General features: G+C 71.1%; 21 protein-coding genes and 2 pseudogenes. 9 read left to right on the top strand and 14 right to left on the bottom strand.

Annotated features, from left to right (window positions below; translation table 11 throughout):
* Positions 1-486 precede the first annotated feature (486 nt).
* From rpsR to rpmG, 4 genes are read right to left on the bottom strand one after another with little or no spacing between them, the layout of a single operon-like run.
* Complete coding sequence (gene rpsR, locus OG562_RS24185; RefSeq protein ID WP_266401114.1) at positions 487-732, bottom strand: 30S ribosomal protein S18; 246 nt, start codon at positions 730-732, stop codon at positions 487-489.
* A 4-nt stretch (positions 733-736) separates the two neighbouring features.
* Positions 737-2,020 (bottom strand): GTP-binding protein, encoded by a 1,284-nt coding sequence (locus tag OG562_RS24180; protein WP_266401111.1) that lies wholly within the window; start codon positions 2,018-2,020, stop codon positions 737-739.
* Entirely contained in the window at positions 2,017-2,271 is a 255-nt protein-coding gene (locus OG562_RS24175; RefSeq protein WP_266401109.1) for a type B 50S ribosomal protein L31, read from the bottom strand. Before OG562_RS24175 ends, OG562_RS24180 begins: the two co-directional genes overlap by 4 nt.
* An 8-nt stretch (positions 2,272-2,279) precedes the next feature.
* The gene (rpmG, locus tag OG562_RS24170) at positions 2,280-2,444 is read right to left on the bottom strand and encodes a 50S ribosomal protein L33 (RefSeq protein WP_019753828.1); all 165 of its coding nucleotides are present in this window, start codon (positions 2,442-2,444) and stop codon (positions 2,280-2,282) included.
* Positions 2,445-2,516: 72 nt separating this feature from the next.
* Between rpmG and rpmB the strand changes: the two genes are divergently transcribed.
* The 4 genes from rpmB to OG562_RS24150 all read left to right on the top strand — a co-directional run bounded on the left by rpmB (position 2,517) and on the right by OG562_RS24150 (position 4,657).
* Positions 2,517-2,753, top strand: a complete 237-nt coding sequence (gene rpmB / locus OG562_RS24165; protein ID WP_266401105.1) for a 50S ribosomal protein L28 — start codon at positions 2,517-2,519, stop codon at positions 2,751-2,753.
* 69 nt (positions 2,754-2,822) lie between these two features.
* A complete protein-coding gene (gene rpsN / locus OG562_RS24160; RefSeq protein ID WP_266401103.1) occupies positions 2,823-3,128 on the top strand; it encodes a 30S ribosomal protein S14 in 306 nt (101 codons plus the stop codon).
* Positions 3,129-3,473: 345 nt separating this feature from the next.
* On the top strand, positions 3,474-3,965 hold the full coding sequence (locus OG562_RS24155; RefSeq protein WP_266409489.1) for a hypothetical protein: 492 nt from the start codon (positions 3,474-3,476) through the stop codon (positions 3,963-3,965).
* Between the two features lie 155 nt (positions 3,966-4,120).
* Positions 4,121-4,657, top strand: a complete 537-nt coding sequence (locus tag OG562_RS24150; protein ID WP_266401102.1) for a DUF4232 domain-containing protein — start codon at positions 4,121-4,123, stop codon at positions 4,655-4,657.
* Between the two features lie 33 nt (positions 4,658-4,690).
* On the opposite strand, the gene OG562_RS24145 is transcribed toward OG562_RS24150, so the two are convergent.
* The gene (locus tag OG562_RS24145; protein ID WP_266401101.1) at positions 4,691-5,836 is read right to left on the bottom strand and encodes a DUF2786 domain-containing protein; all 1,146 of its coding nucleotides are present in this window, start codon (positions 5,834-5,836) and stop codon (positions 4,691-4,693) included.
* Between the two features lie 100 nt (positions 5,837-5,936).
* Between OG562_RS24145 and OG562_RS24140 the strand changes: the two genes are divergently transcribed.
* A complete protein-coding gene (locus OG562_RS24140) occupies positions 5,937-6,746 on the top strand; it encodes a Clp protease N-terminal domain-containing protein (protein ID WP_266401100.1) in 810 nt (269 codons plus the stop codon).
* Positions 6,747-6,770: 24 nt separating this feature from the next.
* On the opposite strand, the gene OG562_RS24135 is transcribed toward OG562_RS24140, so the two are convergent.
* From OG562_RS24135 to OG562_RS24125, 3 genes and pseudogenes are all read right to left on the bottom strand, one after another.
* On the bottom strand, positions 6,771-6,971 hold the full coding sequence (locus OG562_RS24135; RefSeq protein ID WP_266396426.1) for a helix-turn-helix domain-containing protein: 201 nt from the start codon (positions 6,969-6,971) through the stop codon (positions 6,771-6,773).
* Positions 6,972-7,106: 135 nt separating this feature from the next.
* Positions 7,107-7,247, bottom strand: a pseudogene (locus tag OG562_RS24130) (transposase); the annotation flags it as partial.
* Positions 7,248-7,567: 320 nt separating this feature from the next.
* Positions 7,568-7,984: pseudogene (locus OG562_RS24125) on the bottom strand (transposase); the annotation flags it as partial.
* Between the two features lie 246 nt (positions 7,985-8,230).
* Here OG562_RS24125 and OG562_RS24120 point away from each other — a divergent pair.
* Positions 8,231-10,003, top strand: a complete 1,773-nt coding sequence (locus OG562_RS24120) for a bifunctional 3'-5' exonuclease/DNA polymerase (protein WP_266401099.1) — start codon at positions 8,231-8,233, stop codon at positions 10,001-10,003.
* Between the two features lie 25 nt (positions 10,004-10,028).
* Here the strand turns inward: OG562_RS24120 and OG562_RS24115 are convergent, their stop codons facing one another.
* Together OG562_RS24115 and OG562_RS24110 are read right to left on the bottom strand one after the other, a co-directional pair.
* Positions 10,029-10,922: a glycosyltransferase family 2 protein gene (locus OG562_RS24115; protein WP_266409488.1), complete on the bottom strand. Its 894-nt coding sequence runs from the start codon at positions 10,920-10,922 to the stop codon at positions 10,029-10,031.
* A 105-nt stretch (positions 10,923-11,027) separates the two neighbouring features.
* Positions 11,028-11,462 (bottom strand): DUF3052 domain-containing protein, encoded by a 435-nt coding sequence (locus OG562_RS24110; RefSeq protein ID WP_266401098.1) that lies wholly within the window; start codon positions 11,460-11,462, stop codon positions 11,028-11,030.
* Between the two features lie 58 nt (positions 11,463-11,520).
* On the opposite strand from OG562_RS24110, the gene OG562_RS24105 reads away from it, so the two are divergent.
* Entirely contained in the window at positions 11,521-12,540 is a 1,020-nt protein-coding gene (locus OG562_RS24105) for a D-2-hydroxyacid dehydrogenase family protein (RefSeq protein WP_266409487.1), read from the top strand.
* A 4-nt stretch (positions 12,541-12,544) separates the two neighbouring features.
* On the opposite strand, the gene OG562_RS24100 is transcribed toward OG562_RS24105, so the two are convergent.
* Positions 12,545-12,958, bottom strand: a complete 414-nt coding sequence (locus OG562_RS24100; RefSeq protein WP_266401096.1) for an ATP-binding protein — start codon at positions 12,956-12,958, stop codon at positions 12,545-12,547.
* A 212-nt stretch (positions 12,959-13,170) separates the two neighbouring features.
* On the opposite strand from OG562_RS24100, the gene OG562_RS24095 reads away from it, so the two are divergent.
* The gene (locus tag OG562_RS24095; RefSeq protein ID WP_266401094.1) at positions 13,171-14,022 is read left to right on the top strand and encodes a helix-turn-helix transcriptional regulator; all 852 of its coding nucleotides are present in this window, start codon (positions 13,171-13,173) and stop codon (positions 14,020-14,022) included.
* Complete coding sequence (locus OG562_RS24090; protein WP_323187548.1) at positions 14,022-14,291, top strand: DUF397 domain-containing protein; 270 nt, start codon at positions 14,022-14,024, stop codon at positions 14,289-14,291. Before OG562_RS24095 ends, OG562_RS24090 begins: the two co-directional genes overlap by 1 nt.
* Here OG562_RS24090 and OG562_RS24085 read toward each other — a convergent pair.
* From OG562_RS24085 to OG562_RS24075, 3 genes are read right to left on the bottom strand one after another with little or no spacing between them, the layout of a single operon-like run.
* Entirely contained in the window at positions 14,225-14,806 is a 582-nt protein-coding gene (locus OG562_RS24085) for a hypothetical protein (RefSeq protein WP_266401093.1), read from the bottom strand. The genes OG562_RS24090 and OG562_RS24085 overlap by 67 nt on opposite strands.
* 41 nt (positions 14,807-14,847) lie before the next feature.
* On the bottom strand, positions 14,848-15,102 hold the full coding sequence (locus tag OG562_RS24080; protein ID WP_266401092.1) for a hypothetical protein: 255 nt from the start codon (positions 15,100-15,102) through the stop codon (positions 14,848-14,850).
* 5 nt (positions 15,103-15,107) lie between these two features.
* The gene (locus tag OG562_RS24075; protein ID WP_266401089.1) at positions 15,108-23,303 is read right to left on the bottom strand and encodes a polymorphic toxin-type HINT domain-containing protein; all 8,196 of its coding nucleotides are present in this window, start codon (positions 23,301-23,303) and stop codon (positions 15,108-15,110) included.
* Positions 23,304-23,537: the final 234 nt, after the last annotated feature.

Genomic DNA, 23,537 nt, shown 5'->3' with positions numbered 1-23,537 from the left:
CGAACCACTCGTGCACTAGGGACAGACGCGCGGCACGGCCCTCGTGTTCCGTTGACGCCGCAACGAATCCGCCACCGGGCTCCCTCGGCCGCCCTCGACACCGGCCGGAAGGCCGCCGTTCCTGCGGACGCCCGGCATCCGCTCCTTACAGTAGGCGGGACCTCCGGATGTGGGGGTTCCGAGGCCCGTCCCGGGCGGCGGCGAGCGCCGCCTGCCGACCGGGAGGCCGGGACATCCCCAAAGGTTCGGACCAGATCTCCCCGTCCGGGACCGGCCATGAAAACGCCTCGCCCTCGCGTACGACGACGGGAGTCGTCCGTGAGGGCGAGGCGGAGTTGGGCTCGGGCGGGACCGGGTGTCGAACGGTCGGCGGAGGAACGGCGCAGGCGAGCGTCCACACTGACTAGACGGATGATGTGACTCTGCTCATACGAATGCGTCTCTATGGACGCAGACGCCTCCGTACGCCCGTCGGCCGCTGTCGGGTCAGCGGCCGCCGTACGGGAGCAGGGCCATCTCGCGGGCGTTCTTGATCGCTCGGGTCAGTCGGCGCTGCTGCCGGGCGGAGACGCGGGTGACGCGGCGGCTGCGGATCTTGCCCCGGTCGGAGATGAACTTCCGCAGCAGGTCGGTGTCCTTGTAGTCGATGTAGGTGATCTCGGCCTGGTCGAGCGGGTTGGGGCGGGGCTGCGCGGACTTGCGGCCGGCACCGCGGTCGGGCTTGCGGGGCATGGGGTCAGACCTCCAGGAGGGTGTCGAAGGCGGGCGGCAGTCGCTTCCAGGCGTCGCGGCCTGCGGCGTACTCGGCGTCGGTGAGCAGACAGGACTCCAGGAGCCGTTCGAGTCCGTCGCGGTCGAGTCCTGGGGACGTGAAGACCAGGTGCTGGCAGCAGTCGCCGTGCTCGGGGTGCCAGTCCAGCGCGGCGGCGGCGCGGCGCACCGGCGGGAGCAGGTCCCAGGCCGCGTCGGGGAGGGAGGCCAGCCACGGGCCGGCCGACTCCACGCAGAGGGCTCCCCCGGCCGCGTCCCAGTGGAGCAGGACGTCGGGCTTGTCGGCGAGCCAGAACCGGCCCCGGCTGCGGGCGGCGGCGCAGGTCAGGTCCTCCAGCGCGTCGTAGAGCCGCTCCGGGTGGAAGGGGCGGCAGCGGTGCCAGACCAGCGTGCTCACGCCGTGCGCGTCGGCCTCGGCGGGGAGCAGGGCGCACGCGGGGTGCTGGGCCGCGGCCGCGGCCTCCACGTCGAAGCCGGCGAGGACGGCGGCGGCCAGGGGCGAACGGGCTCCCCCGGCTCCCTCGGCCGCCCCGGCTCCCCCGGCTCCCCCGGCTCCCCCGGCTCTCTCGTCCACTGCTTCCTGTGCAGCTCCCCTTGCAGCGGGTTGTGCGCCTTCACGTGCAGACGAGGATGCGCCCGCCGGATTCCCTGGGCGGCCGCCCGGAACGGGTATCCGGCGGGCCGTCGGATGGAGCTGTTCGAGCAGCTCGCGGTCCTCGTCGTCGGCCTCCTCGGAGTCGACGACGGCCAGCACGGGGGCGTACTCCAGCTGTCGGGCGAAGGTGTCGGCGACGGTGCGCTGGTCGGTGGCGGCCGCGGCGAGGCCGCGTTCGGCGAGGTCGTCGCCGTTGCCGAGGCAGGGCAGCAGCAGCGCCGGATCGACGGCGGTGACGACGCCGGTGAGCGTGAGCCCGCCGGCCACGACCACCTCGGCCATGGCCTTGGGCTCGACGGAGTCCCACAGCTCGACGATCGCCAGCCGGGTGAGGCCGTCGTCGGCGAGGCGGAGCAGCTCGGGCACGAGGTCCTCGCGCAGGGCGCAGCAGGCGCAGTCGTTGACCAGGGGGGCCTCGCCGGCGGACAGGATGCCGGTGGCGTCGCTGATCGTGCGGACGACCGTGCCGACCGCGGCCGTCGCCAGGTCGTGGTGGAGCACGACGCTGCCGGGCACGTCGGCGAGCAGGCGCGCGACCGTCGCCCGGCGGGCGTCGACGTGCAGCCCGCCGACGATCACGACCGACAGGCTCACGCCCCGTCCCGCTTCCCGTACCGGCGCTCGAAGCGCTCCACGCGGCCGGCCGTGTCCAGGACGCGGGCGGCGCCGGTGTAGAAGGGGTGGCTGACGTCGGAGATCTCGACGTCCACGACGGGGTACGTGCGGCCGTCCTCCCACTCGATCGTCCGGTCGCCGGACATGGTCGAGCGGGTGAGGAAGGCGTAGTTCGCGGCGCGGTCGCGGAAGACGACGGGACCGTAGGCCGGGTGGATTCCGTTGCGCATGGCGGGGGTCAGCGCTCCTCTCGGAAGTCGACGTGGCGGCCGACGACCGGGTCGTACTTGCGCAGGGTCATACGGTCCGGGTCGTTGCGGCGGTTCTTGCGGGTCACATAGGTGAAGCCGGTCCCCGCGGTGGACCGGAGCTTGATGACCGGACGGAGTTCGTTGCGAGCCATGCTGCTATGTTACTGAAAATGAATTCCATTAGCGATAGTTGCCGTCGATCGGCAGAGAGAGGTACGTCACCCATGTCCGCGCACTGCATGCTGACCGGCGCACAGCCGGGCTTCGGCAACCGCATCTCCCACTCCCACCGGCGCACTTCGCGCCGCTTCGACCCGAACATCCAGTCCAAGCGGTACTGGCTGCCGAGCGAGGGCCGGCATGTGCGGCTGCGGCTCAGCGCGAAGGGGATCAAGACCGTCGACACGATCGGCGTCGAGGCGGCGGTGGCCCGGATCCGGGCGCGCGGAGTCAGGGTCTGAAGGGGCTCGAGGGGCTGAAGGGGCTGAAGGGGCTGAAGGGGCTGAGGAAGTGAAAGGACTGAGGGTCTGATGGCGAAGAAGAGCAAGATCGCGAAGAACGAGCGGCGGCAGGAGATCGTGGCGCGGTACGCGGCGCGGCGGGCCGAGCTGAAGGAGATCGTCCGACGGCCGTCGTCGACGGAGGCGGAACGGCTGGCCGCCCAGCGGGAGCTGCGCGGCCAGCCCCGGGACGCGAGCGCGACGCGCGTACGCAACCGGGACCAGGTGGACGGGCGGCCCCGCGGCTACTTCCGGGCGTTCGGCCTGTCCCGGGTGGGGCTGCGGGAGCAGGCGCACGCGGGGTATCTGCCGGGGGTGCGGAAGTCGTCCTGGTAGCGGGCGGGGTCCGTCGAGGCGGGCTCGCGGGTCGACCCGGTAGCGGGCGGGGTCGTCGGGGCGGGGCTCGCGGGTCGACCCGGTAGCGGGCTGGATCGTTGAGGCGGGGCTCGCGGGTCGCCCTGGCGACTGGCGTGGGTGCTCGGAGACTGATTCCTTGCACATAAGTCATGCCCATGGCACGCACACACCGTGCTGGTAGCTTGCTCCGGTCTTCGCGGTCCTTGCCGTCCTTGGGGTTGATCGGGCCGTCCGGCTACAGCTTGGGAGCTTGCAGTGACTTCGGCGATCTTCACGCGACCCGCCTCCTCCGCGCGGCCCGGCCGCGGCGCGTCCCGCCGGCCGATGCGGGGCGCGGCCGTGGCCGCCGTGCTGGTCGGCGCGCTCGCGTTGACCGCGTGCAGCAGCGACGGGGGCTCCGACGACGACGCTTCGGCGACGCCGTCCACCACGGCGGCCTCGGGCGTCGCAAGCACCGGGAGCGCGACCGGCGGGACGTCCTCGGCGTCCGCCGCCGCCTCCCCCGAGCTGGAGGGCAGCTGGCTCGCCACGGCGGACGGCAAGGCCGTCGCCCTGATCGTCACCGGGACGCAGGCCGCCCTCTTCGTGACCGGCGGGACCGTGTGCAGCGGGACCGCCGGGGAGGAGGCGGGCATGCAGATGATCCACCTGACCTGCACGAGCGGGAGCAAGGACCGTACGACCGGCATGGTCGGCTCCGTCGACGCGAAGTCGCTCGAGGTCACCTGGTCGGGCACGGTCGGCAAGGAGACGTACACCAAGGCGGAGGGCGGTCAGTTGCCCTCGGGGCTGCCCACGGCCGGTCTGTCGCAGTGAACCCTCGGCAGTGAACCCGGGGCAGTGAGCCTCAGCCCGTGAAACAGCCGTAGACGTGGGGGCGCGGGACCGCGTGGGCGGGGGCGCGGGAGAATGCGCCGCACGCGTGCGTGATGATCCTTCGAGCACCGTCACGAAACCCAAAGGGACCACTCATGCGCGCCGTTCCGATCACCGTCACCGCCCTCGCCGCGGCCCTGCTCCTCACCGCCTGCTCCAGCAGCAGCGACGACGACAGCGGCTCCGGCGACGGGGAGAGCAAGGCAGCCGCCGGTTCCGCGTGCGCCTTCGACGACCTGGGCCAGGAGGTCGGCCCCGTCGACGCCGCCCCCGGGGCCGGGGACACCGGCAACGTCACCGTCACGCTCACCAACAAGGGCGCGGAGTGCACCCTGGAGGGCTTCCCCACGGTCGACCTCGAAGCGGGCGACGCCTCCGCGACCGTACCGAAGGACGCGGCCGCCGAGGCGCAGAAGCTGACGCTTCCGGCGCAGGGCACCGCCTCCTTCACGATCACGTACACGCGAGGCGAGAGCGGCGGCGACCAGAGCCTCGCCGTCAAGACGGTGAAGTACGGGCTGCCGGGGGCCTCGGCGACCGAGAGCTTCACCTGGTCCTACGGCGATGTGGCGCTCAAGAGCGCGGACGCGCCGGACGCCTCGGTGAGCGCGTACCAGCAGGCGGGCGACTGACGGCCGGAGGGGACCCCGGTCAGGGGAGCCGGGTCAGGGGAGCCGGGGGCGGGAGTGGACGCGGGCTCGGTCCGCGGCCTCCGCGCCCTCGGTCCAGCCGGCCTCGTCGGTGATCCCGCGCAGCCGGGTGGTGACCGTCCGCGGGAACATCTGATCCGTGGCCGTGGTGACCGCGACCTCGCGGGTGGCGAGAACCGGCAGCAGGTCGTCGCTCACCTGGGTCTCGGCGGCGGTCGTGAGACGGGTGCCTATGCGGTGGGCGTAGGCGGCCAGGAAGGACTGCCGGAAGGTCTTGGTCCGCTTGCGGCCGCCGGCGCGCTGGGCCGCCTCCGCCTTCGCCATCGCGGACTGCGCCTGCACCAGCAGCGAGGTGTAGAGCAGTTCCACCGCCTCCAGGTCGGCCTCGAAGCCGACGACCGTGGAGAAGGCGAAGGCCTCGTTCCACACGGCCTTGCAGTGGTTGGCGTCGGCGACCGCGTCCAGCAGCACCGCCTTGGCCTGCTCGTACGGCGGTTCGACGCCGATCCGGCAGGCCCCGGGCGCGTCCGGGGCCGGGGCCTGCGCGTCGAGCAGCGCCTCGTCGACGCTGTGCCGGGCCATCAGCTCCTGCGCCTTCGCGGTGAGCGCCTCCGCCTCCTCCGGAAACCCGGTCGCCTCCGCCTTGGCCAGCAGGGCGCGGATGCGGGTGAGCATGCGGGAGTGGGCGTGCGACGCGGCCCCGGAGCGGGGTCGGCGGGCATGCTCGTACAGAGGTTCGAGGGTGGGCAGGCGCAGCAGCAGGCGGTAGAGCTCCAGGGTCGCCGTGGCCTGCGAGAAGCGGTCACTGGACGGCGGTGCGCCGGCGGCCAGGTCCGCCAGCTGGGCCGCCCACCGCGGGCCGCGCGCCTTGTCCCGCGGGGCCTGCGCGCGGATCAGCGTTTCGACGAGGGGGACGTGGACGTCGTCCAGCTCGCGCCGCACGAGCCGTACGACGTCGGCGGGCTGCCAGCCGCGCCGCCAGGCCGCCGCCACGAACTCCTCGCCGCGTCGCGCGAGTTCGGCGTCGGCCGCGGGGTCTGCGGCGAGAAGGGACGCGCCCGTGTCGAGGGCGGCGTCCGCGGTGTCGTAGAGGGCGGCCTGGAAGGCGCGGTCGACGGTGCCGGGCGGGTCGGCGCTGTCGCCGGTGCGGGTGCTGCTCACCGGTCGATCGTGCCACGCGCGCGTGGGGCGACGCACCGACCCCGAGGGCGAGTGACAACCTCGGGTTGACACCCCTCTACTGTCAACCTACGGTTGACACATGACGAATCCGCGACCCGACACCACCCCATCCGGCTCCGCGTCCGGCTCCGCAACCGTCCGGCTCGACGACCTCATCGACGCCATCAAGAAGGTCCACGACGAGCCCCTCGACCAGCTCCAGGACGCGGTCATCGCCGCCGATCACCTGGGCGACGTGGCGGACCACCTGATCGGCCACTTCGTCGACCAGGCCCGCCGTTCGGGCGCGTCCTGGACCGACATCGGCCGGAGCATGGGCGTCACCCGGCAGGCCGCGCAGAAGCGGTTCGTGCCCAAGGAGTCGGCCGACCTCGACCCGAGCCAGGGCTTCACCCGCTACACCCCGCGCGCGCGGCACGTGGTCATGGCCGCCCACAGCGCCTCCAAGGAGGCCGCCAACGCCGAGGGGCTGCCCGCGCACCTGGTCCTCGGACTGCTCGCCGAGCCGGAGGCCGTCGCGGCGAAGGCGATCGCCGCGCAGGGCGTGACCCTGGACGCGGTCCGCGAGGCCGCGACCGCCGTCCTCCCGCCGCCCGTCGACGAGGCCCCCGAGCTGGTCCCCTACGGCTCGGACGCCAAGAAGGTCCTGGAGCTCACCTTCCGCGAGGCGCTGCGCCTGGGCCACAACTACATCGGCACCGAGCACATCCTGCTGGCGCTGCTGGAGTTCGAGAACGGCGAGGGCGTCCTCAGCGGCCTCGGCGTCGACAAGGCCGGCACCGAGCGGTACGTCGCGAAGGTCCTGACCGCGCTCTCGGTGGAGCCGCGGGACGACGACCAGGACGACGGCTCGGACGACGGACGGGACGACGGACGGGACGACGACTGAGGGGCGTTGATGCTCCTATTGCTGTCAAGCGGTCTGGACCCATTCGCGGTAGGCGTGGGCGAGGTCGTCGTCCCGGCTGAGGCCTCGTTCAAGTCTGGAGATGGTGGTGGGCCAGACACCGAAGTGCTGGGCGACGGCGGTGAGGGTGATGTTCTTGGCTTGCCGTAGGGGTCGCAGGTCGGCGATGCCGGGGACGGTGACGGTGGTGGTGAGACAGCGGAACATCTCCCGGGCGATGGCTCGTTTCAGGAGCCGGATGATCTCCCTCTTCGTCCGGCCGGCGGCGGTCTGCCGTGCCGCGTATGCGCGGGTTCTGGAGTCGCTGGACATGCGGACGAGGGCGATGCGGTAGAGAGCTGCGTTGGCATCCCGGTCTCCGCCCCGGGACAGGCGGTGCCGGTTCGTTCTGCCGCTGGAGGCGGGGGCCGGGGCGACGCCGCACAGGGCGGCGAAGGATGCCTCGCTGCGCATGCGTTCGGGATTGCCTCCGGCGGTGACCAGCAGCTGGGCCGCGGTGTCGGGGCCGACGCCGTAGGCGGCTCGCAGGCCGGGTTGTGCGCGCTGGCCTCGCTGTCCAGGGCCTGGGTCAGGGCTCCGTGCTCGGCGGTCAGCTCCTTGACGCGTCGGGCGAGGCTCTTCAGCGCGGTGAGGACCGCTGTGTGCACCGCGTCTCCGGCCGGCCGCAGCCGGGCCAGGGCATCAGTGCGGTCTGTCCCTTTGAGCTGCCCGTATTGGGTGCGGATGGCTTCAGGTGCGGTGAAGAGAAGGTGGGTGGTCTGGTTCAGGGCGGCGGTGCGGGCCTTGACGGCGGAGCGGGCGGCGTTGTGCAGGGCGCGTGTGCCGGCGACGGTGTCGTCCTTGGGGGCGCTGGAGGCCCGGCCGGACAGGGCGGCGCGGGCGGCGGCGTAGGCGTCGATGGGGTCGGACTTGCCGATGCGGCGGCGTTCGGCCCGGTCGGGCCGGTTGACCTCGATGACCGGGTGCCCGTGTGAGCGGGCGGCGCGGGTGAAGCCGGCGCCGTAGGAGGAGGTGCCTTCCACGCCGATCGCTCTCACGTGACCGTGGGCGTTCAGGAAGGCCAGGGCCGCGGCGTATCCGGCGGCGGCGGTGGCGAACTCGGCGTCCGCGAGGTGGCCGCCGTTGTCGCTGATCACCGCGACGTGGATGGTGTCGGCATGGGAGTCGACCCCGCCGAACACGTCCTGGTCCGCGGTGTCCTCCACAACCTCTGATGTCATGCTGATGATGCCTTCCCAACCGGAGGTGGGCACCGGCCGGGTGGCGCAGACAGGACATTGAAGGGGCTTCTGGACCAAGCTCCTATCAGGTCATGTTCCGCCCGGCCGGAGCCATGAGAACAGGTCCCGGCGGCCGGACAGAACAACCGGAAGACAACCCAGCAGGGCGTCAGTCAGACCCCGAGCCACGGCCACCGGGACCTGAGTATCAGCATCAATGTCAGACCCGCCTGCCACACTCGCAGCATGGCCGACCGCTGGGCACTCGCTCCGGCCGAGGACGGTGGCGTGGAGCTCGCCCCCCTCGGTCCGGACGGGCTGCCCGCGGGCCCGGTGCTGCGGGAGGCGGATCCGGCACGGGCCGTGCGCGAGCGGCCCGACGTGATCCGCTGGGTCTGGCGTTCCACGGCGGAGATGTATCCGCGACTGCTCGGCACGGGGGTGCGAGTCGAGCGGTGCTACGACGTCGAGGACGCCGAGACCCTCCTCCTCGGCCACGAGGGGCGGCACGGCGAGCCCCGCTCGGCGGCCGCCGCCCTGGCCCGGCTGCGCGGCGGACCCGTGCCGCCGGATCCGCCGCAGCGCTCCGCCGAGCCCGGTGCGCAGTCCCCCCTGTTCGAGCCGCAGGCCGCCGCCCGGCTGCCGCTCGACGACCTCCTCGCCGTCTACGCCGAGCAGCAGCGGCGGCACGAGCGGGCCGCGCACCCGGAGCGGATGCGGCTGCTGACGGCGGCCGAGTCGGCGGGGATGCTGGTGGCCGCCGAGATGAACCGGGCGGGGCTGCCGTGGAGCGCGGACGTGCACCGCGCGGTGCTGCACGAGCTGCTCGGCGAGCGGTACACGGGCGGCGGCGAGCCGCGCCGGCTGGCCGAGCTGGCGGACGAGGTGTCCACGGCCTTCGGCCGCCGGGTGCGGCCCGATCTGCCCGCCGACGTGGTCAAGGCGTTCGCGCAGGCCGGGATCAGGATCAAGTCCACCCGTCGCTGGGAGATCGAGTCCCTCGACCATCCGGCCGTGAAGCCCCTGATCGAGTACAAGAAGCTGTACCGCATCTGGGTCGCGCACGGCTGGTCCTGGCTCCAGGACTGGGTCCGCGACGGCCGCTTCCGGCCGGAGTTCCTCGCGGGCGGCACCGTCACCGGCCGCTGGGTGACCAACGGCGGGGGTGCGCTGCAGATCCCCAAGGTCATCCGGCGGGCCGTGGTCGCCGACCCCGGCTGGCGGCTGGTCGTCGCCGACGCCGACCAGATGGAGCCGCGCGTCCTGGCGGCGATCTCCCGCGACCCCGGGCTGATGGAGGTCGCGGGCCGGGAGACCGACCTCTACCAGTCGGTCTCCGACCGCGCCTTCTCCGGCGACCGCGACCAGGCCAAGATCGCCGTGCTCGGCGCGGTCTACGGCCAGACCTCCGGCGACGGCCTGAAGAACCTCGCGGCACTGCGCCGCCGCTTCCCGCGCGCGGTGGCGTACGTCGACGAGGCGGCGCGGGAGGGCGAGGAGGGGCGGCTCGTGCGGACCTGGCTGGGGCGGACCTGCCCGCCGGCGGTGGGAGCGGGGGACGGGGACGACGGGACGGAGGAGGCGGGCATCCCGGACGGCTCGGGAGAGGGAGACGGGGGCGGCGGCTTCGGTGGAGGCGGCGGTTTCGGTGGGCGCGGCGGCTTCGGTGGGCGCGGGGGCGAGGAGGCCGAGGGGCAGCAGTGGGCTCCGGGGTACGCGTCCAGCAACGCACGCGCGCGTGGCCGCTTCGCCCGTAACTTCGTCGTCCAGGGCAGCGCCGCCGACTGGGCCCTGCTGCTGCTCGCCGCGCTGCGGCGCACCTGTGCGGGGATGGCGGCGGAGCTGGTGTTCTTCCAGCACGACGAGGTGATCGTGCACTGTCCGCAGGAGGAGGCCGAGACGGTCGTCGCCGCGATCCGGGACGCCTCCGACCTGGCCGGACGGCTGACGTTCGGCGAGACGCCGGTGCGGTTTCCGTTCACGACGGCGGTGGTGGAGTGCTATGCCGACGCGAAGTGATCGGCCGCCTCGGGGTGGGCGAGCCTCAGATGACCGGGGGCCGGCCGAGTCGGGTCAGTCGCCACACCGTCCGCCAGCGCATGGGCCGGCGCGGTCCTGCCGGCTTGCGCACGCCCTCCATGAACCCGCCGAACCAGGCCTTGAGCCCGCCCAGCGACCGCGTGCGCAGCAGCGTGACCGCGATCCACACGCCCAGGTGGACCGGGACGAGCAGCAGCGGCAGATTGCGCCGGACCAGCCAGACCCGGTTGCGGGCGGTGACGCGGTAGTAGATGGCGTGCCGGGCGGGCGAGGTCTTGGGGTGCTGGAGGAGCAGCTCGGGCGCGTAGAGGATCTTCCAGCCGGCGTCGGTGGCCCGCCAGGCGAGGTCGGTCTCCTCGTGCGCGAAGAAGAACTCGGCGGGCCAGTCGCCGGTCTCGGCGAGCATGGCCATGCTCAGCGCGTGGCCGCCGCCGAGGAAGCCGGTGACGTAGCCGCCCTGCATCGGGTCGGACGCGCCGACGCGCGGCACATGGCGGCGCTGGGTCTCGCCGTGCTCGTCGGCGATGCGGAAGCCGACGATGCCCAGGCGCGGGTCGGCGGCGTACAGATCCCGTACGCGGCGCAGCACGTCGGGGTCGACGAGCAGCCCGTCGTCGTCCAGTTCGACCACGACGTCCACGTCGCCGTACTCCCGCAGGCGGGCCAGGGCGACGTTGCGGCCGCCGGGGCAGCCGAGGTTCTCGTCGACGTCGATCGTGGTGACCTCGCCGGGCAGGGAGAGGCGGCGGGCGAACTCCGGGAGCTCGCAGCCGTTGCCGACGATCACGATGCGGGCGGGCGCGAGGTCCTGCTTGGCCACGGCCTCCAGCAGGGCGTCGACCTCGTCGGGCCGGTTCCCCATGGTCACCACGGCAACGGCGATCCTCGGCTCCACCACGTCCCACACTCCGTCCGGCCGACGGCGGCGGCCGCGCGCGGATCGCACGACGCCCCTCGTTCACCAAGATGTTGCCTCAGATCCGGAGGTTGCTCTGACGCAGGTTCACTTTGTGCCCTGTTTACGGCGATTTTCCCTACGGCGGACGAACTTCAGCCCCGACCAGTCCTCCCCCAGCGCCGCGACCTTGACGTCGACGACGCCGAGCGGGAGGAAGAGGTCGCGCAGGGCGTTCTCGGTGAGGTCGCTGGTGTGGCCGGCGGCCTTGCGGGGCCAGGCGATCCAGAGCATGGCGGTGTCGTCGAGGTCGCTGACGAGGAGGGCTGTCTCGGCGGCGAGGTCGGCGTGGGCGCGGTAGAAGGCGACGGTGACGTCGGCGTCGCGGGGGCCGCCGGGGGCGACGTCGCAGTCGGCGGGGAGGTCGGGTACGGCCCAGCCGGGCGGGGCGTGGCGCAGGCGCAGCCGGTGACCGGGCTTGACGCCGAGCTTCCTGGCGAGGGGGGTGCCGGAGTAGCCGCCGGGGGCGGGGGTGTCGCTCACGTTTCCACCGTAGCCTCGCAGCGGACCCACCCCACCTGGAGGAGACGCCGTGCCCGCCGTGCCTTTCCGCTGTGCCGTACTCGACGACTTCCAGAACGTCGCGACGACGTTCGCCGACTGGTCGACGTCGGCTTCCCTGCCGGGTTCCGTGCCGGGTTCCGTGGCGGGTTCCGTGCCGGGCGAGGGGGTGGGGGTGGAACTGGAGGTGGTGTCCTTCACGGAGCACTTCGCGACGGAGGACGAACTGGCCGCCGCCCTGGCCGACTTCGACTGTGCGGTCACCCTGCGCGAACGCGTCCCCTTCCCCGCGTCGCTGCTCGATCGGTTGCCGCGGCTGAAGCTCCTGATCGCCTCCGGCATGCGCAACTCGGTGATCGACTACGCGGCGGCGCGGGCGAACGGCGTGACGGTGTGCGGCACGGAGAGTTCGTCCACCCCGCCGGTGGAACTGACCTGGGCCCTGCTGCTGGGCCTCGCCCGGGGGCTGGTCGAGGAGAACACCGCGCTGCGGGAGGGCGGTCCCTGGCAGTCCACGGTCGGCGCCGACCTGCACGGACGGCGGCTCGGGCTGCTGGGCCTGGGGAAGATCGGGAGCCTGGTGGCACGGGTGGGGCTCGCCTTCGGCATGGAGGTGAGCGCGTGGAGCGAGCACCTGACGGCGGATCGGGCGGAGGCGGTGGGCGTACGACTGGCGACCTCGAAGGAGGAGTTGCTGGCGGAGAGCGACTTCGTCTCGGTCCACCTGGCGCTGGGCGACCGGACGCGGGAGCTGGTCGGCCCCGCCGAACTGGCGTTGCTGAAGCCCACGGCCTACCTGATCAACACCTCCCGCGCGGCGATCGTCGACCAGGGGGCGTTGCTGGCAGCGCTGCGGGAGGGTCGTATCGCGGGGGCGGGGGTGGACGTCTTCGACGTAGAGCCTCTGCCGGCCGACCATCCGATGCGGACGGCTCCCCGTCTGCTGGCGACGCCTCACCTCGGGTACGTGTCCCGCGCGAACTACGAGCGGTACTACGGGCAGGCGGCGGAGGGGATCCGGGCGTATCTGGCGGGGGCGCCGGTGCGGGTGCTGGGCTGATCGGCTACGCCGCCCTCAGTTCGCACCACACCAGCTTGCCCCGGTGGCCGAGTCTGGACAGCGGCTGCCAGCCCCACAGGTCGGAACAGGCTCGGACCAGAGCGAAGCCGCGTCCGCTTTCGGCGTCGGTGAGCTCGTCCAACTTGCCCGAGGGCTCGGGGGGTTCGGGGTCCGCGTCCCAGGCTCCGATCTGGAGTACGCCGTCCCGGTGGCGGACGCGTAGACAGGCCGGGCCCTTGCTGTGCCGTACGGAGTTGGTGATCAGCTCGGAGGCGAGGAGTTCGGCGGTGTCGGCGAGGTGGGCGAGGTTGTGGCGGGCGAGGATCGCCCGAAGGGTGACGCGGGAGACCGTGACGGCACGGGGGTCTTGGGGGATGTAGAGGGAGTACTCCCAGGAGTCGGGGGCGGTTTCGGGCATGGGGCAGCTCCAGGTGGGGGTCGGGTCGGGATGGAGTTCGCGTGCGGTGGCAGTGCCGCGCCGTCGTGGCAGGACGGGGCGGTGCGCTTCCGTAGCGCGCATGTCGCGTCACCGACAGTACGGGTAAAATTTGGGACGCCACAAGCCGTTGCCGTAATCTGTCCCCCGAACGAGGTGCCGCCCCAGGGAAGTTGGACGGCTAGGAGGAAGCGATGCCACGCAGGCGGCAGCCCACAGCACGGCAAGAGCGGCTGGGCGTTGAGCTGCGGAAACTGCGCGAAGCCGCAGGCCTCAAGGCGCGTGAAGCCGCCGCCCTCATCGGGACCGACTCGGCGCAGATGAGCCAGATGGAGTCCGGAGTCGCGGGCGTGGGCGAGGGGCGGTTGCGCAGCCTGGCATCCCACTACGCCTGCATGGACGAGGTGTTCATCGATGCCCTGGTGGCGATGGCCGCCGACAGGACACAAGGCTGGTGGGAGAAGTACCGGGGGCTGCTGCCCGCGCCCTTCCTGGATCTCGCCGAACTGGAGCACCACGCCACTCACCGGTACGACGTGGAGTTCCTGTACATCCCCGGCCTGCTCCAGACCGAGGACTACGCCCGCGCCATCTACTCCTACAGAGTCCCGGAACTGCCATACGGCGAGCTTGAGTTGCGCGTCCGCCATCGGATGGACCGGAAAGTCGTCATTGAGGGTCCCACCCCGATCCCCTACGCGGCGGTGATCCACGAGTCGGCGCTCCGCATCAGAGTCGGCGACCGGGCCGCTTCACGCGTTCAGCTCGCTCGCGTCCTGGAAGCCTCCGAAGCGGACCGGATCACCGTGCGCGTCATCCCCTTCGACCTGGACGGCTTCGCCGGTGCCGCAAGCGCCATGGGGTACGCGGGAGGGACCGTGCCCAAGCTGGACACCGCGTTGCGCGACACCCCGCATGGCACCGCCTACATCGACTCGGAGACTCAACTCGGCGCGCTTCGAACGCTTTTCCGTAAAGTGGAAGCAGTGTCACTGAGCCCCGAACGTTCACGTGACTTCATCCACAGGCTGGCGAAGGAACTGTGATGCGCGCCATGACGACCCTCGACAACTGGCAGAAGTCGTCCTTCTCAGGCTTCGGCGACGGCAACAACTGCCTCGAACTCGCCTCCACCCCCACCCCAGCCACCCTCCACCTCCGCGAGAGCGACACCCCTACCACGATCCTCACCACCGACCCCGCCGCCCTCGCCCACCTCCTGGCAGGCATACGCGCGGACAGTCAGGGTCAGTCCCAGTGGCTGGCCTCCGCGAACTCCTCCACCGAAGGCGTCACCTCGGCCACGAACGCCTGAGCCGACTCCTGGGCTTCGGCGACGGCCGGGGCGGCCAGAACCTCTCGTTCGGCGTCTTCCTCCCGCTGGACCAGGGGGCCGGGCGCGGGCCGGGGCTCGCCGCCGCGCACGATGACCGGCTTCTCTCCGCCCAGCTTGAAATCGACCATGGAGAGCAACGTCCGCAGGGTCTTCAGTACCGTCTCGACCCGCTCGGCGGACGGCCTGATGGACATGGCCAGCGCTTCCCCGACCAGACCGACGGCCTGGTCGGCGTAGAAGCCGGGACGGGCGGTGGGGTCATCGTCGTAGCCCCCGTGCCCCTCGTACGCCTCGCCCTCATCGTCCCCGGCATCGAGTACGTCGAGTGCGTCGAGTGCGTCGAGGAGTTCCGCGCACTCGTCCGCCACCTCCTCGCCGGCCGCCGCCGACCAGGCCAGTTCCAGTCCGGAGTCGAGCCAGCTCTGCTGCTCTGCGGAGCCGAGGACCCGGCAGAACGCGGAGCCTCGCTGCGCCGCCGCCGTGCAGAGCAGCATCAGCTCGGTGTCCGACGGGCACGTGAGCGCTACTTGGGCCATTACTCGCCGGGAAACCAGGACGGAACAAAGGAAATCAGCTCTTCGTCCGTCACGCCGCCTTCGGTCCAACTCAACAGTTCAAGCTTCTGCTTCACTGACCAGCCGTATTCTTTGCCGAGAGCGGATGCCGCGTTGATTTTCCTGCCGCCATTCTCCCCGAACGCCCGGAGGGAGTCGGCTATGTCGATAATCGACGCCCCCTCTCGCTGCATTCGGCACGCTTCTGCGACCCAGTCATCCAGAGACATCGCCACGCCCCTCAGGATCTCGTAAAGATTGGCTCGACCTTGGAAAAGTTCCCAGGCTCGCCGATAAGTTTAAGAGATTGCAGCACGCCAAAGCCGCTTCGCGTAGCTAGCTTCCCTGTCCACGTTTGGAGGATCGCCTGTTCTGGCGACATGCCTCCACCTGTGAGCGCATTAAAGGTGGCCCTGTTCTCTTCGATGAGGTTGCCATTGATGGACGTGACTCGATCACCAAAGTGGTCAAGAGCCCTGTTGAACAATTCGATGCCTCTCACAGGGCTCTCCTTTGTTACCCCAGCAAGCATCGTCATGGTTCCGTTCTCGTCAACCTCTGCCTCAAACAGGCTGTCCGATTCCTCGTGCTCCCATGAATAGGTGTTGGGGCCACGCGTCTCGGTGCCGCAGTTGTGAACAAGGACCGGCGTGGCCCCGGCAAGCACATAGTACGTATGCACCATGCTGACGGTGAGGTTGTGAACCGTGGCGTCCAGTGCCGTCCATCGCTTGACGGCCGTGATCTCGACCAGCGTGCCGGCGCTCGTCCGCAGCCACTCGCCCGCCTTGAGGTCGGTCGCGTCGATCCAGTCGCCGAGCTCCGGGACCCAGAAGGGGTGCTTGTCGGTCGCGGTGACCTCGGCGGTCTTCGTGCCCTTCTTGCCGTCGGTGTCGATGGTGACCTTGACCAGGTGCTTGACGCCCTTGCCCAGGATCTCGGCGGTGACCGTCTGCGCCCGGGTCTCGCCCGTCTCCGGGTCGGTCGCCAGGACCTTGTCGCCGGCCTTGACGTCCTTGATCGCCTTGGCGGAACCGTCGGCCATCAGGACCTTGGTGTCCGGCGTGAAGCTGTTGGGCGGGGCGTTGACCGGGCAGCTGCCGCCCTCACCGCCACCAGAGCCGCCCGACTCCTCCTTGCCCGAGCCGCTGCGCGAGCCGCCGGACTTGTTCTCCGCCTTGCCGCCGCCCGAGGTGCCCTTGGACTGGGCGCTTCGGCCGGCCTTGACCTGGACCGGGTTGCCTCGGGCGCCCTTCGAACCGGTGTGGGCCTTCTTCCTGACGGCCGCGGCCGCGGCCTTCGCCGCTTCGCGCGCCTTGCGTTTCGCCTCCGCCGCGGCCACCTCGGCGGCCTTCTTCGCCTTGAGCAGGGCCGTCTTCGCGGCGCGGGCCGCCTTCAGGCCGACCTCGGCCACCCGCTTGGCCACCCGGTAGGCCTTCACCGCGCTCAGCGTGCCCTCGAAGGCGCGCCACATCTTCTTGCCCTTGGAGAAGATGCTGGTCCACGGGATGGCGTCCATCAGGAGGCTGCCGCAGGCCCACAGGTCGCCCTGGGAGAAGCAGCCGACCACGTCGTTCCAGCCGATGAACTCCTTGAACACGGCCCAGCCGGTCGCCAGGATCACATCGCCGATGGAACGGCTCAGGCTCTTCTGGTACTCGGCGATCTTCGCGTCCAGCGCGGCGATCGACGCGTCGAAGCTGGAGGCGGAGGACGTCAGGCCCGAGGGGTCCGAGTGCGTCACCGGGTTGTTGTTGGCGTACGAGTAGCCGTTGGCCTGGAGCGGATCGCTGTCGTCCAGGACCGGGTCGGCGGAGAGGAAGCGTCCCGTTCCCGGGTCGTACTCTCGTGCGCCCAGGTGGACCAGGCCGGTCTCGGCGTCGTCGTCGCCGGTGTGGAAGCCGGTGTGCGAGCGCGGGGAGAGGTTCGCGGCGCGGTCCTCGCCCCACGGGTCCTTCTTCGCCGTGCGCACGGTCATGCCGCCGTCGAGGCGGACCTCCGCCAGCGGGGTGCCGTTGAGGTCGGTCGCCTGGGCGAACAGGTGCTCGCTGACGCCGGACGTGGTCGCGGATCCCTCGCGGTAACGGGTCACCGCCGGGCCGCCGGCCCCCGCGTAGGTGCGCTCCGCGTAGCGGACCGCGCCCGTGGTGGTCAGGGAGACCTTGGTGTCGGGCAGGTTCAGCACCGCGCCCGCGCTGGTGCGCTCCAGCAGGCGGTTGCCCATGGCGTCGTAGACGTACGTCGTCTTCGAGGCCGGCTTCCACAGCTGGGTGGCGACGGTGGAGTTGCAGGCCACGAGGGTGAGGTCGGCGCCGGCCGTGGCAGCCGGCGTCGACAGGCACAGGCCCGTCGCGACGTGCTTGATCTGGCCGGTGCTCAGGGTCTGCCAGCGCTGCGCCGCCACGGTGGTGTCGCAGGCCTGGACCAGGACCGGGGAGGCTGCCGCCGTGCCGTTCGGCTGGGCGCAGCGGCCGCCGACGACGAGTTGGCCGATCGTCGCGTCCTCGACCGTGCCGTCGTTGTTGGTGTCGGCCGGCTGGATCCGGAAGTTCTGCGGCTTGCTGCCGTTGCAGGTGTAGATCTGGACGGCGGTGCCGGCCGTGGGGTCGCCGTTGGCCAGGTCCAGGCACATCGCGCCGGCGCCCACCCAGGCCCCGGAGCCGTCCGCGCCGAAGCCCGTCACGGACTCGACCTTGCCGTCCCAGGTCCAGGTCAGGCCCTGGGCGGTGTCCCCGCTGACGCCCCGGGTCTCCAGCTCGCCCGCGGTGTCGTAGGTCTGCGTCGAGCGCGCCTTGACCGTCGCCCCGGCCGCCGTCGTGGAGGTCGTGGTGTACGAGGTGAGCGTGTGCGGCTGGTCGTTCTTCACCGTGTCGCTGGTGTTGGTGCCGTACAGGTAGTCGGTGACGACGTCGCCCTTGGTGTCGCGCACGCCGGAGGTGATCGTCGGGTCCGCCTTGTACGCCGTCTTCTTGGTGCGGTTGCCCAGGGCGTCGTAGTCGTAGGACTGCCAGTAGCCGGAGTTGTTGGAGGAGACGTTGATCGTGCCGTCGGAGTAGACCGGCTCGGCGGTGGTCTTGCCGGAGGCCGCGCAGGCGCCGCCGCCCGGCGTGGTCCACGCCTCCTTCAGCTGACCGAGGGTGTCGTAGGTGAAGCACTGCTGGTCGGTGACCGTGCCCGCCTTGTCCTTGACGGACAGGACGTTGCCCGAGGGGTCGTAGGCGTAGGCGCGGGAGCTCACGCCGTAGCTCGGCACGACGGTCGTGTCGGTGGCGTTCTCCCGGACGAGGGTGCTGGTCAGCAGCTCGCCGGTGGATTCGTTGAAGGTGTTGTCCTGCCACAGCCGGTGGCCCTGCTCGCCGACGGTGGCGCGCAGCACCTGGCCGTAGGGCGAGTAGGAGGTCTCGGCGGCGTACCAGTCCTGGCCGGAGACCGAGGTCGGCAGGCCGGCCTCGTTGTAGCGGGTGATCACGGCCTCGGCGCTCAGGCCGCCGGCCGCCGGGGTGGTGTACGTCTCCAGCTGGCCGTCGTCGTTGTAGGCGTAGGTGTAGCGGTACTGGGTGGCGAAGCCGTCGGCGGTCAGGCCCGCGGTGGAGCCCGGGGGCAGCGCCGTGGTCATCGCCGTCGGCTGGTAGTCGGCCGTGTAGCCCTCGATGGTGGTGGTGTAGGCCTTGGCGTCGGTGTAGCGGGTGGCCGAGGAGAGCTGGCCCTTGCCGCCGGTCGCGCCGTCGTAGGCGTACGTCTGGGCGAGGGTGGCGGTGGTCGAGCCCTTCGGGGTGACCTTGACCTGCTCGACGCGGTTGAGGCGCTCGTAGCCGTAGGAGACGGTCTGGCCGCGGGCGTCGGTCGCCTTGTCCACGCGGCCGTAGGCGTCGTAGTCGGTGTGGGTGGCGCCGGCGTCGGGGTCGGTGGTGTCGGTGACCCGGCCCAGGGCGTCGTACTTCCAGGTGCGGGTGTTGCCGACGTCGTCGGTGCTGGTCACCATGTCGCCGCGGAGGTCGTAGGCGTAGGTGGTGCTGATCGCGCCGGCCTCGGTCAGCGAGGTGTCGCTGAAGGTGTCCTGGCGGACCGTGCGGCCCAGCGTGTCGGTCCAGACCCGGGAGGCGGGGGTGCCCTTGGGCTGGCGGACGACCGTGTAGTCGAGGGCGTACTCGTAGCGGGTGCGGCGGTCGGTGGTGGTCACCGTCTTGCCCGCGTTGGTGAACGACTCGCCCGTCTGCGGGTAGGAGTTGAGCACCGGGGTGACCGTGAGCACCCGGCCCAGGCCGTCGTACGTGTACGAGGTGGCGTTGGGGACCAGCGACTCGGAGTCGGGGACGATCAGGTCGGCGCCCGGGTCGCCCTCCATGTAGTACGCGTTGCGGGTGTAGCGCACCTGGCCCGAGCTGTTGTGCAGGGTGTCGGTGATCAGCCGGCCGCCGCCCACCGCCGGGGTCTGGGTCTGCCGTTCGCGGCCCAGACCGTCGTAGATGGTGGTGGAGGCCTCGTACTTGCCGTCCCCGGCGGCGGCGGTCGGATTGTCCGACAGCGACTCCGTGACCACGGAGACCGGCTTCTTCAGGTCGATGTTGTAGCTGTAGCGGACGGTCGGGTCGTCGGTGGCGGCCTGCGTGGCGTCCCAGGCGGCGACCGCGCGGCCCAGCGGGTCGTACTCGTAGGACGTGACGCGGTTGTTGGCGTCGGTCGTCCTGATCGTCGCGCCGCGCCCGGGCTCCAGGGTGGTGCTGTCGGCGAAGCCGGTCTCGACGCCGTCGACGACCTTGCTGGCCGTGACCGTGTCGATCTTGTAGACCTGGCCGCTCGACGGCGTGTACGTCGTGGTGTTGTACAGGCCCGTCGGGTCGGTGACCTTGACGACGCGGCCGACGGAGTCGTACTCGGTCCGCGACTCGGGGCTGGCCGTCTCCCAGGCGGTGCCGGCGCCGGTCGGCGCCTCCGTCCGGGTCACCAGACCCTTGGTGGGCGTCGCGGTCGACGAGGCGGCGCCGTCGTAGTACATGCGCGAGGCGCTGACCAGCGTCGATCCCGTCGCGCTGGACAGGTCCGTGGAGCAGGTGCTCGCGCCGGAGGTGGTGACGGTCCGGGCGACCAGGCCGACGAGGTAGTTCGTGCCGGACGTGTTGTGCACGTACGAGGTCGCGGTGCACGACTCGTCGCCGGCGGCGGCCGCGTCGCCGTACTCGTGGACCTTGGTCGGCAGACCGTACGTGGGGTCGTACTCGGTCTCCGTGGTCACCGTGCGCAGGGTGGACGCGTCCGCGCCCTTGCCGGAGGCCTTGGTGATGGTCTTGGTGGCGCCGAGCGTGACGCGCTCGGAGACCACGTCCGGGCCGTCGGTGCGGTTGCGGGTGGCGAGGCGGACCGGGTCGTCGGGGATGTTGACGGTGCGCGATATCCAGCCGGTGGCGGTGGCGTCGCCCGTCCCGGAGTAGGTCAGCGACTCGGCGACCATGCCGGCGTACGCCCTGAGGTCGGTCTTGAGGGCCGTGCCGGTGACGTCGTACAGCGTGTAGGAGCGCTTGACGTCGTCGGACGCCTTCTCCGGGGTGTCGTCGGCGATGACGTCGTCGCTCATGCCCCGGAAGTAGCGGGTGACCGACTTGGACGCGGTGCTGCCGCCGACGGCGTCCGTGGTGCCGGTGATCGTGGTGACGATCGGGTAGCCGCGCCAGTCGTCCCAGGTGCGCTTCTTGGGGCGGGAGAACTCCGACTGGCTCTTGGCCCACAGCGCACCGTCGTACTCGTCGCCGAAGGTGTCGTACGAGTACTGCGTCACGATCTCCTGGGAGTCCGCGAGCCGCGGGAACTCGGTGATCTTGTCGACGACGTACTTATGGAACCAGGAGATCCGCTTGTCTTCGAGCTCGCCGTCCGCATGCCAGTACGCCGGATAGCAGAGCTGCTTGTTCTTGTCGACGGCCGGACGGGCGGCGCCGGTCAGGCACTTGTCCTCGGGCGCCTTGTAGTCGACGTGCGTGCGGCCGCCGTACTCGGAGACGACGTCCTGGATGCGCAGCCGGGCGAACAGCGGGTCGGTGTCGGCGGAGTTGACCCTGACCCGGTTGGGCAGCGCCTTCTCGTTGTGGCCGAAGGAGACCGGGTTGAGGCGGTCGGTGCCGCCGTCCACCGCGTACCCCGTGCGGGTGATGGCCTCCAGCCAGAGCGCGGTGTACTCGCCCGTCAGGTTCCAGGGGAAGGACTGCTTCAGGCCCCAGGAGTCGACCTTCGACAGCAGGGTCGTGGTCGCCGAGTCGCCTTCCAGGCCACAGGCGTTGCGCGAACCGCTCTCGTTGCCGTCGGCGTCCGAGGTGTACTCGGTCAGCCGCACGCCCTGCTCGCGCTGCGCGCAGGCGTCGATCGAGGCCAGCCGCTTGCGGGACCAGAACGTCGGGGCGTACGTCGAGCACTTCTTGCCGGTCGCGCAGGCGAGGTCGGCGGGGGTGTCGAACCAGGGCCGGGTGCGGTCGGACTGCTTGGAGTCGAAGTTGGCGTCCGAGCACTCCACGTTCAGCGCCGGGTCGTCGAAGCAGCGCTCGCGGGCGGTGAACAGCATCCGGCCGAGGGGCTCGGCGGAGTAGAGGGACTCGGCGCGCTGGCCGTAGTCGATGTGGGAGAGGTAGCCGGCCCGGTCGTAGGAGACCGCGGGGGTCTCCTTCATGTTGCGCGCGTAGGCGTTCTTCTCCTTCTCCCACCACAGCGACATCGCGTTGCCGGTGGTGTCCACGACGTAGTCGAGCTGGAAGCGCCAGCCCTGGTCGCAGAAGGAGTTCTCGAACTTGGCCGCGTAGCAGGGGTCGGAGCTGTGGTTGCCGGCGACCGGCACGTTCAGCACCGACTTGGTCTCGGGCTTGCCCGACGACCAGCCGGGCAGCCGGTTGAGGCCGAAGAAGTACTGGGTGCCGTCGTCGGTGGTGACACGCCAGAACTCGCCGTTGTTGTCACCGTTGTTGGAGCTGTACGTGATGTCCTTGCCGTCGGCGTCCTTGCCGATGACGGCCTTGTAGTCGTCCTCGGTCAGCAGCTCGATGCGCAGGTTGTCGCCGCGCGCGGACTTCCACTGCTTGGTGGTGTCGTCGCGCACCAGCTCGGTGGTGGTCCCGTTGAGGGAGAGCACCGCGTTGTAGCTGCCCCAGCACTGGTCGCCGGTGAAGTGGTCCTTGTTGTTGGCGTCGGCGGTGTCGGCCGCGCAGCCCACGAAGGTGCGGGTGATGGAGCCGGGGTTGTAGTCCCAGCCCTCGCCGACCCAGGAGACCTGGTTGTTGGTGGACGAGGTGCGCCCGTCCGAGGTCTGCGAGCTGTAGCTGAGGCTGACGTTGGGGGACGGACCGGCCGAGACCTGCGGGGCGGCCATCGTGTACCCGTAGGTGAAGGCGCCGGCGGAGCCGCCGGCCGTCCAGGAGCCCGCGGACACGATCGGGCTGGCGCCGAAGTCGCCGCCGGAGCCGGCGCCGTAGGAGCTGCCCACGAGCAGTCCGCCGCCGGTGGACGTGGCGATCTGCCGTATGGCGTCGGCGGCGCGACCGCCGTGCCAGACGGCCGAGCTGACCGAGGAGTCGTCGCCCTTGCTGACCGCCGTGGACGCGGTGGAGGCCGCGGCCGAGACCGACTGGAGGTCGGCGGTGTCCAGCGTGACGTTGACCAGGGTCTCCGGGACCTGCGCGGAGGTGGCGGTGTCGCCGACGACCTCGTCGGTCGCGGTGTCCTCACCGGTGTCCGCCTCGGAGCCCGAGGAGTCGCCGGCCTCGAGCGGCACGGTCACGGTGTCGCCGGTGCGCTCGACCGCGGTGGTCACCGGGATGCCCGTGGAGCACGCCTCCACCTCGGGCGTCGTCGCGTAGCAGGCCGGCATCAGGGTGAAGGAGAGCCGGTCCAGCCACTGGGCGCTGTAGGTCTCGGCGAGCTTGGTGACGTCGAGGGAGACGACGGCGTCGCCGGTGGCGGTGTCCGGTGCGTCGACGGCGAGCATGAAGCCCTGCGCGCCGCTCGCGGCGGTCTCGTCCTCGGAGGCGGTCGCGACGCTCCACTGGCCTTCGAGGGCGTCGACCTGGGCGGGCGTCGCGCCCGCCGGCGCGCCGACGCCGATGCTCATGCTGCCGTCGGCCGCCTTGGCGACCTCGGCGGTGGCGCCCGCGGCGAGGTTGTCGACGGCCTTGGTCCCGGTGGCCGCCGGGACCTCGGCGACGGCCGCCGGCGCGTACGTCTTCTGCGGTTCGGTCGCGGCGGAGCCGGAGAGCTCGTCGAGTTCGTCGGTCAGCTCCTCGTCGACCGGGACGGCGTCCGTCTCCTGCAGGTCGGCGAGGTCGACCGCGGTCCGCGGGTCGTCGGGGCCGAAGGCCACCGCACTGGGCAGAAGGGTGACATTGAGGGCAAGGACCAGACCGGCTATGACGCCGGCCCGAGTTCTGCGACGGACCAGGCGCTCACGCGGCGATCTCGCCAACGAACCCCTGCCGCACCACGACAGCACCGCACGCACGGCCAATCGACCCTTCCCCCGCCGAGAAACCATCAGAAACGCTCAGAGCAACGCCCGGAAGCGTTCAGAGCAGCGCTCGGACCCGATGGCACATGGTGATCAATGACTTACAGACTGAGCACGAAATAAAGGCACCGTGAAGATCCTCGTCAAGGTGTGCTGATTTTGTGTTAGTTATGTCACTAATCAAAATCAGAC

The organism is Streptomyces sp. NBC_01275, assembly GCF_026340655.1.
GTDB lineage: Bacteria > Actinomycetota > Actinomycetes > Streptomycetales > Streptomycetaceae > Streptomyces.
The sequence above is the reverse complement of the archived record's forward strand: the minus strand, read 5'-3'. Positions and strand labels throughout refer to the sequence as shown.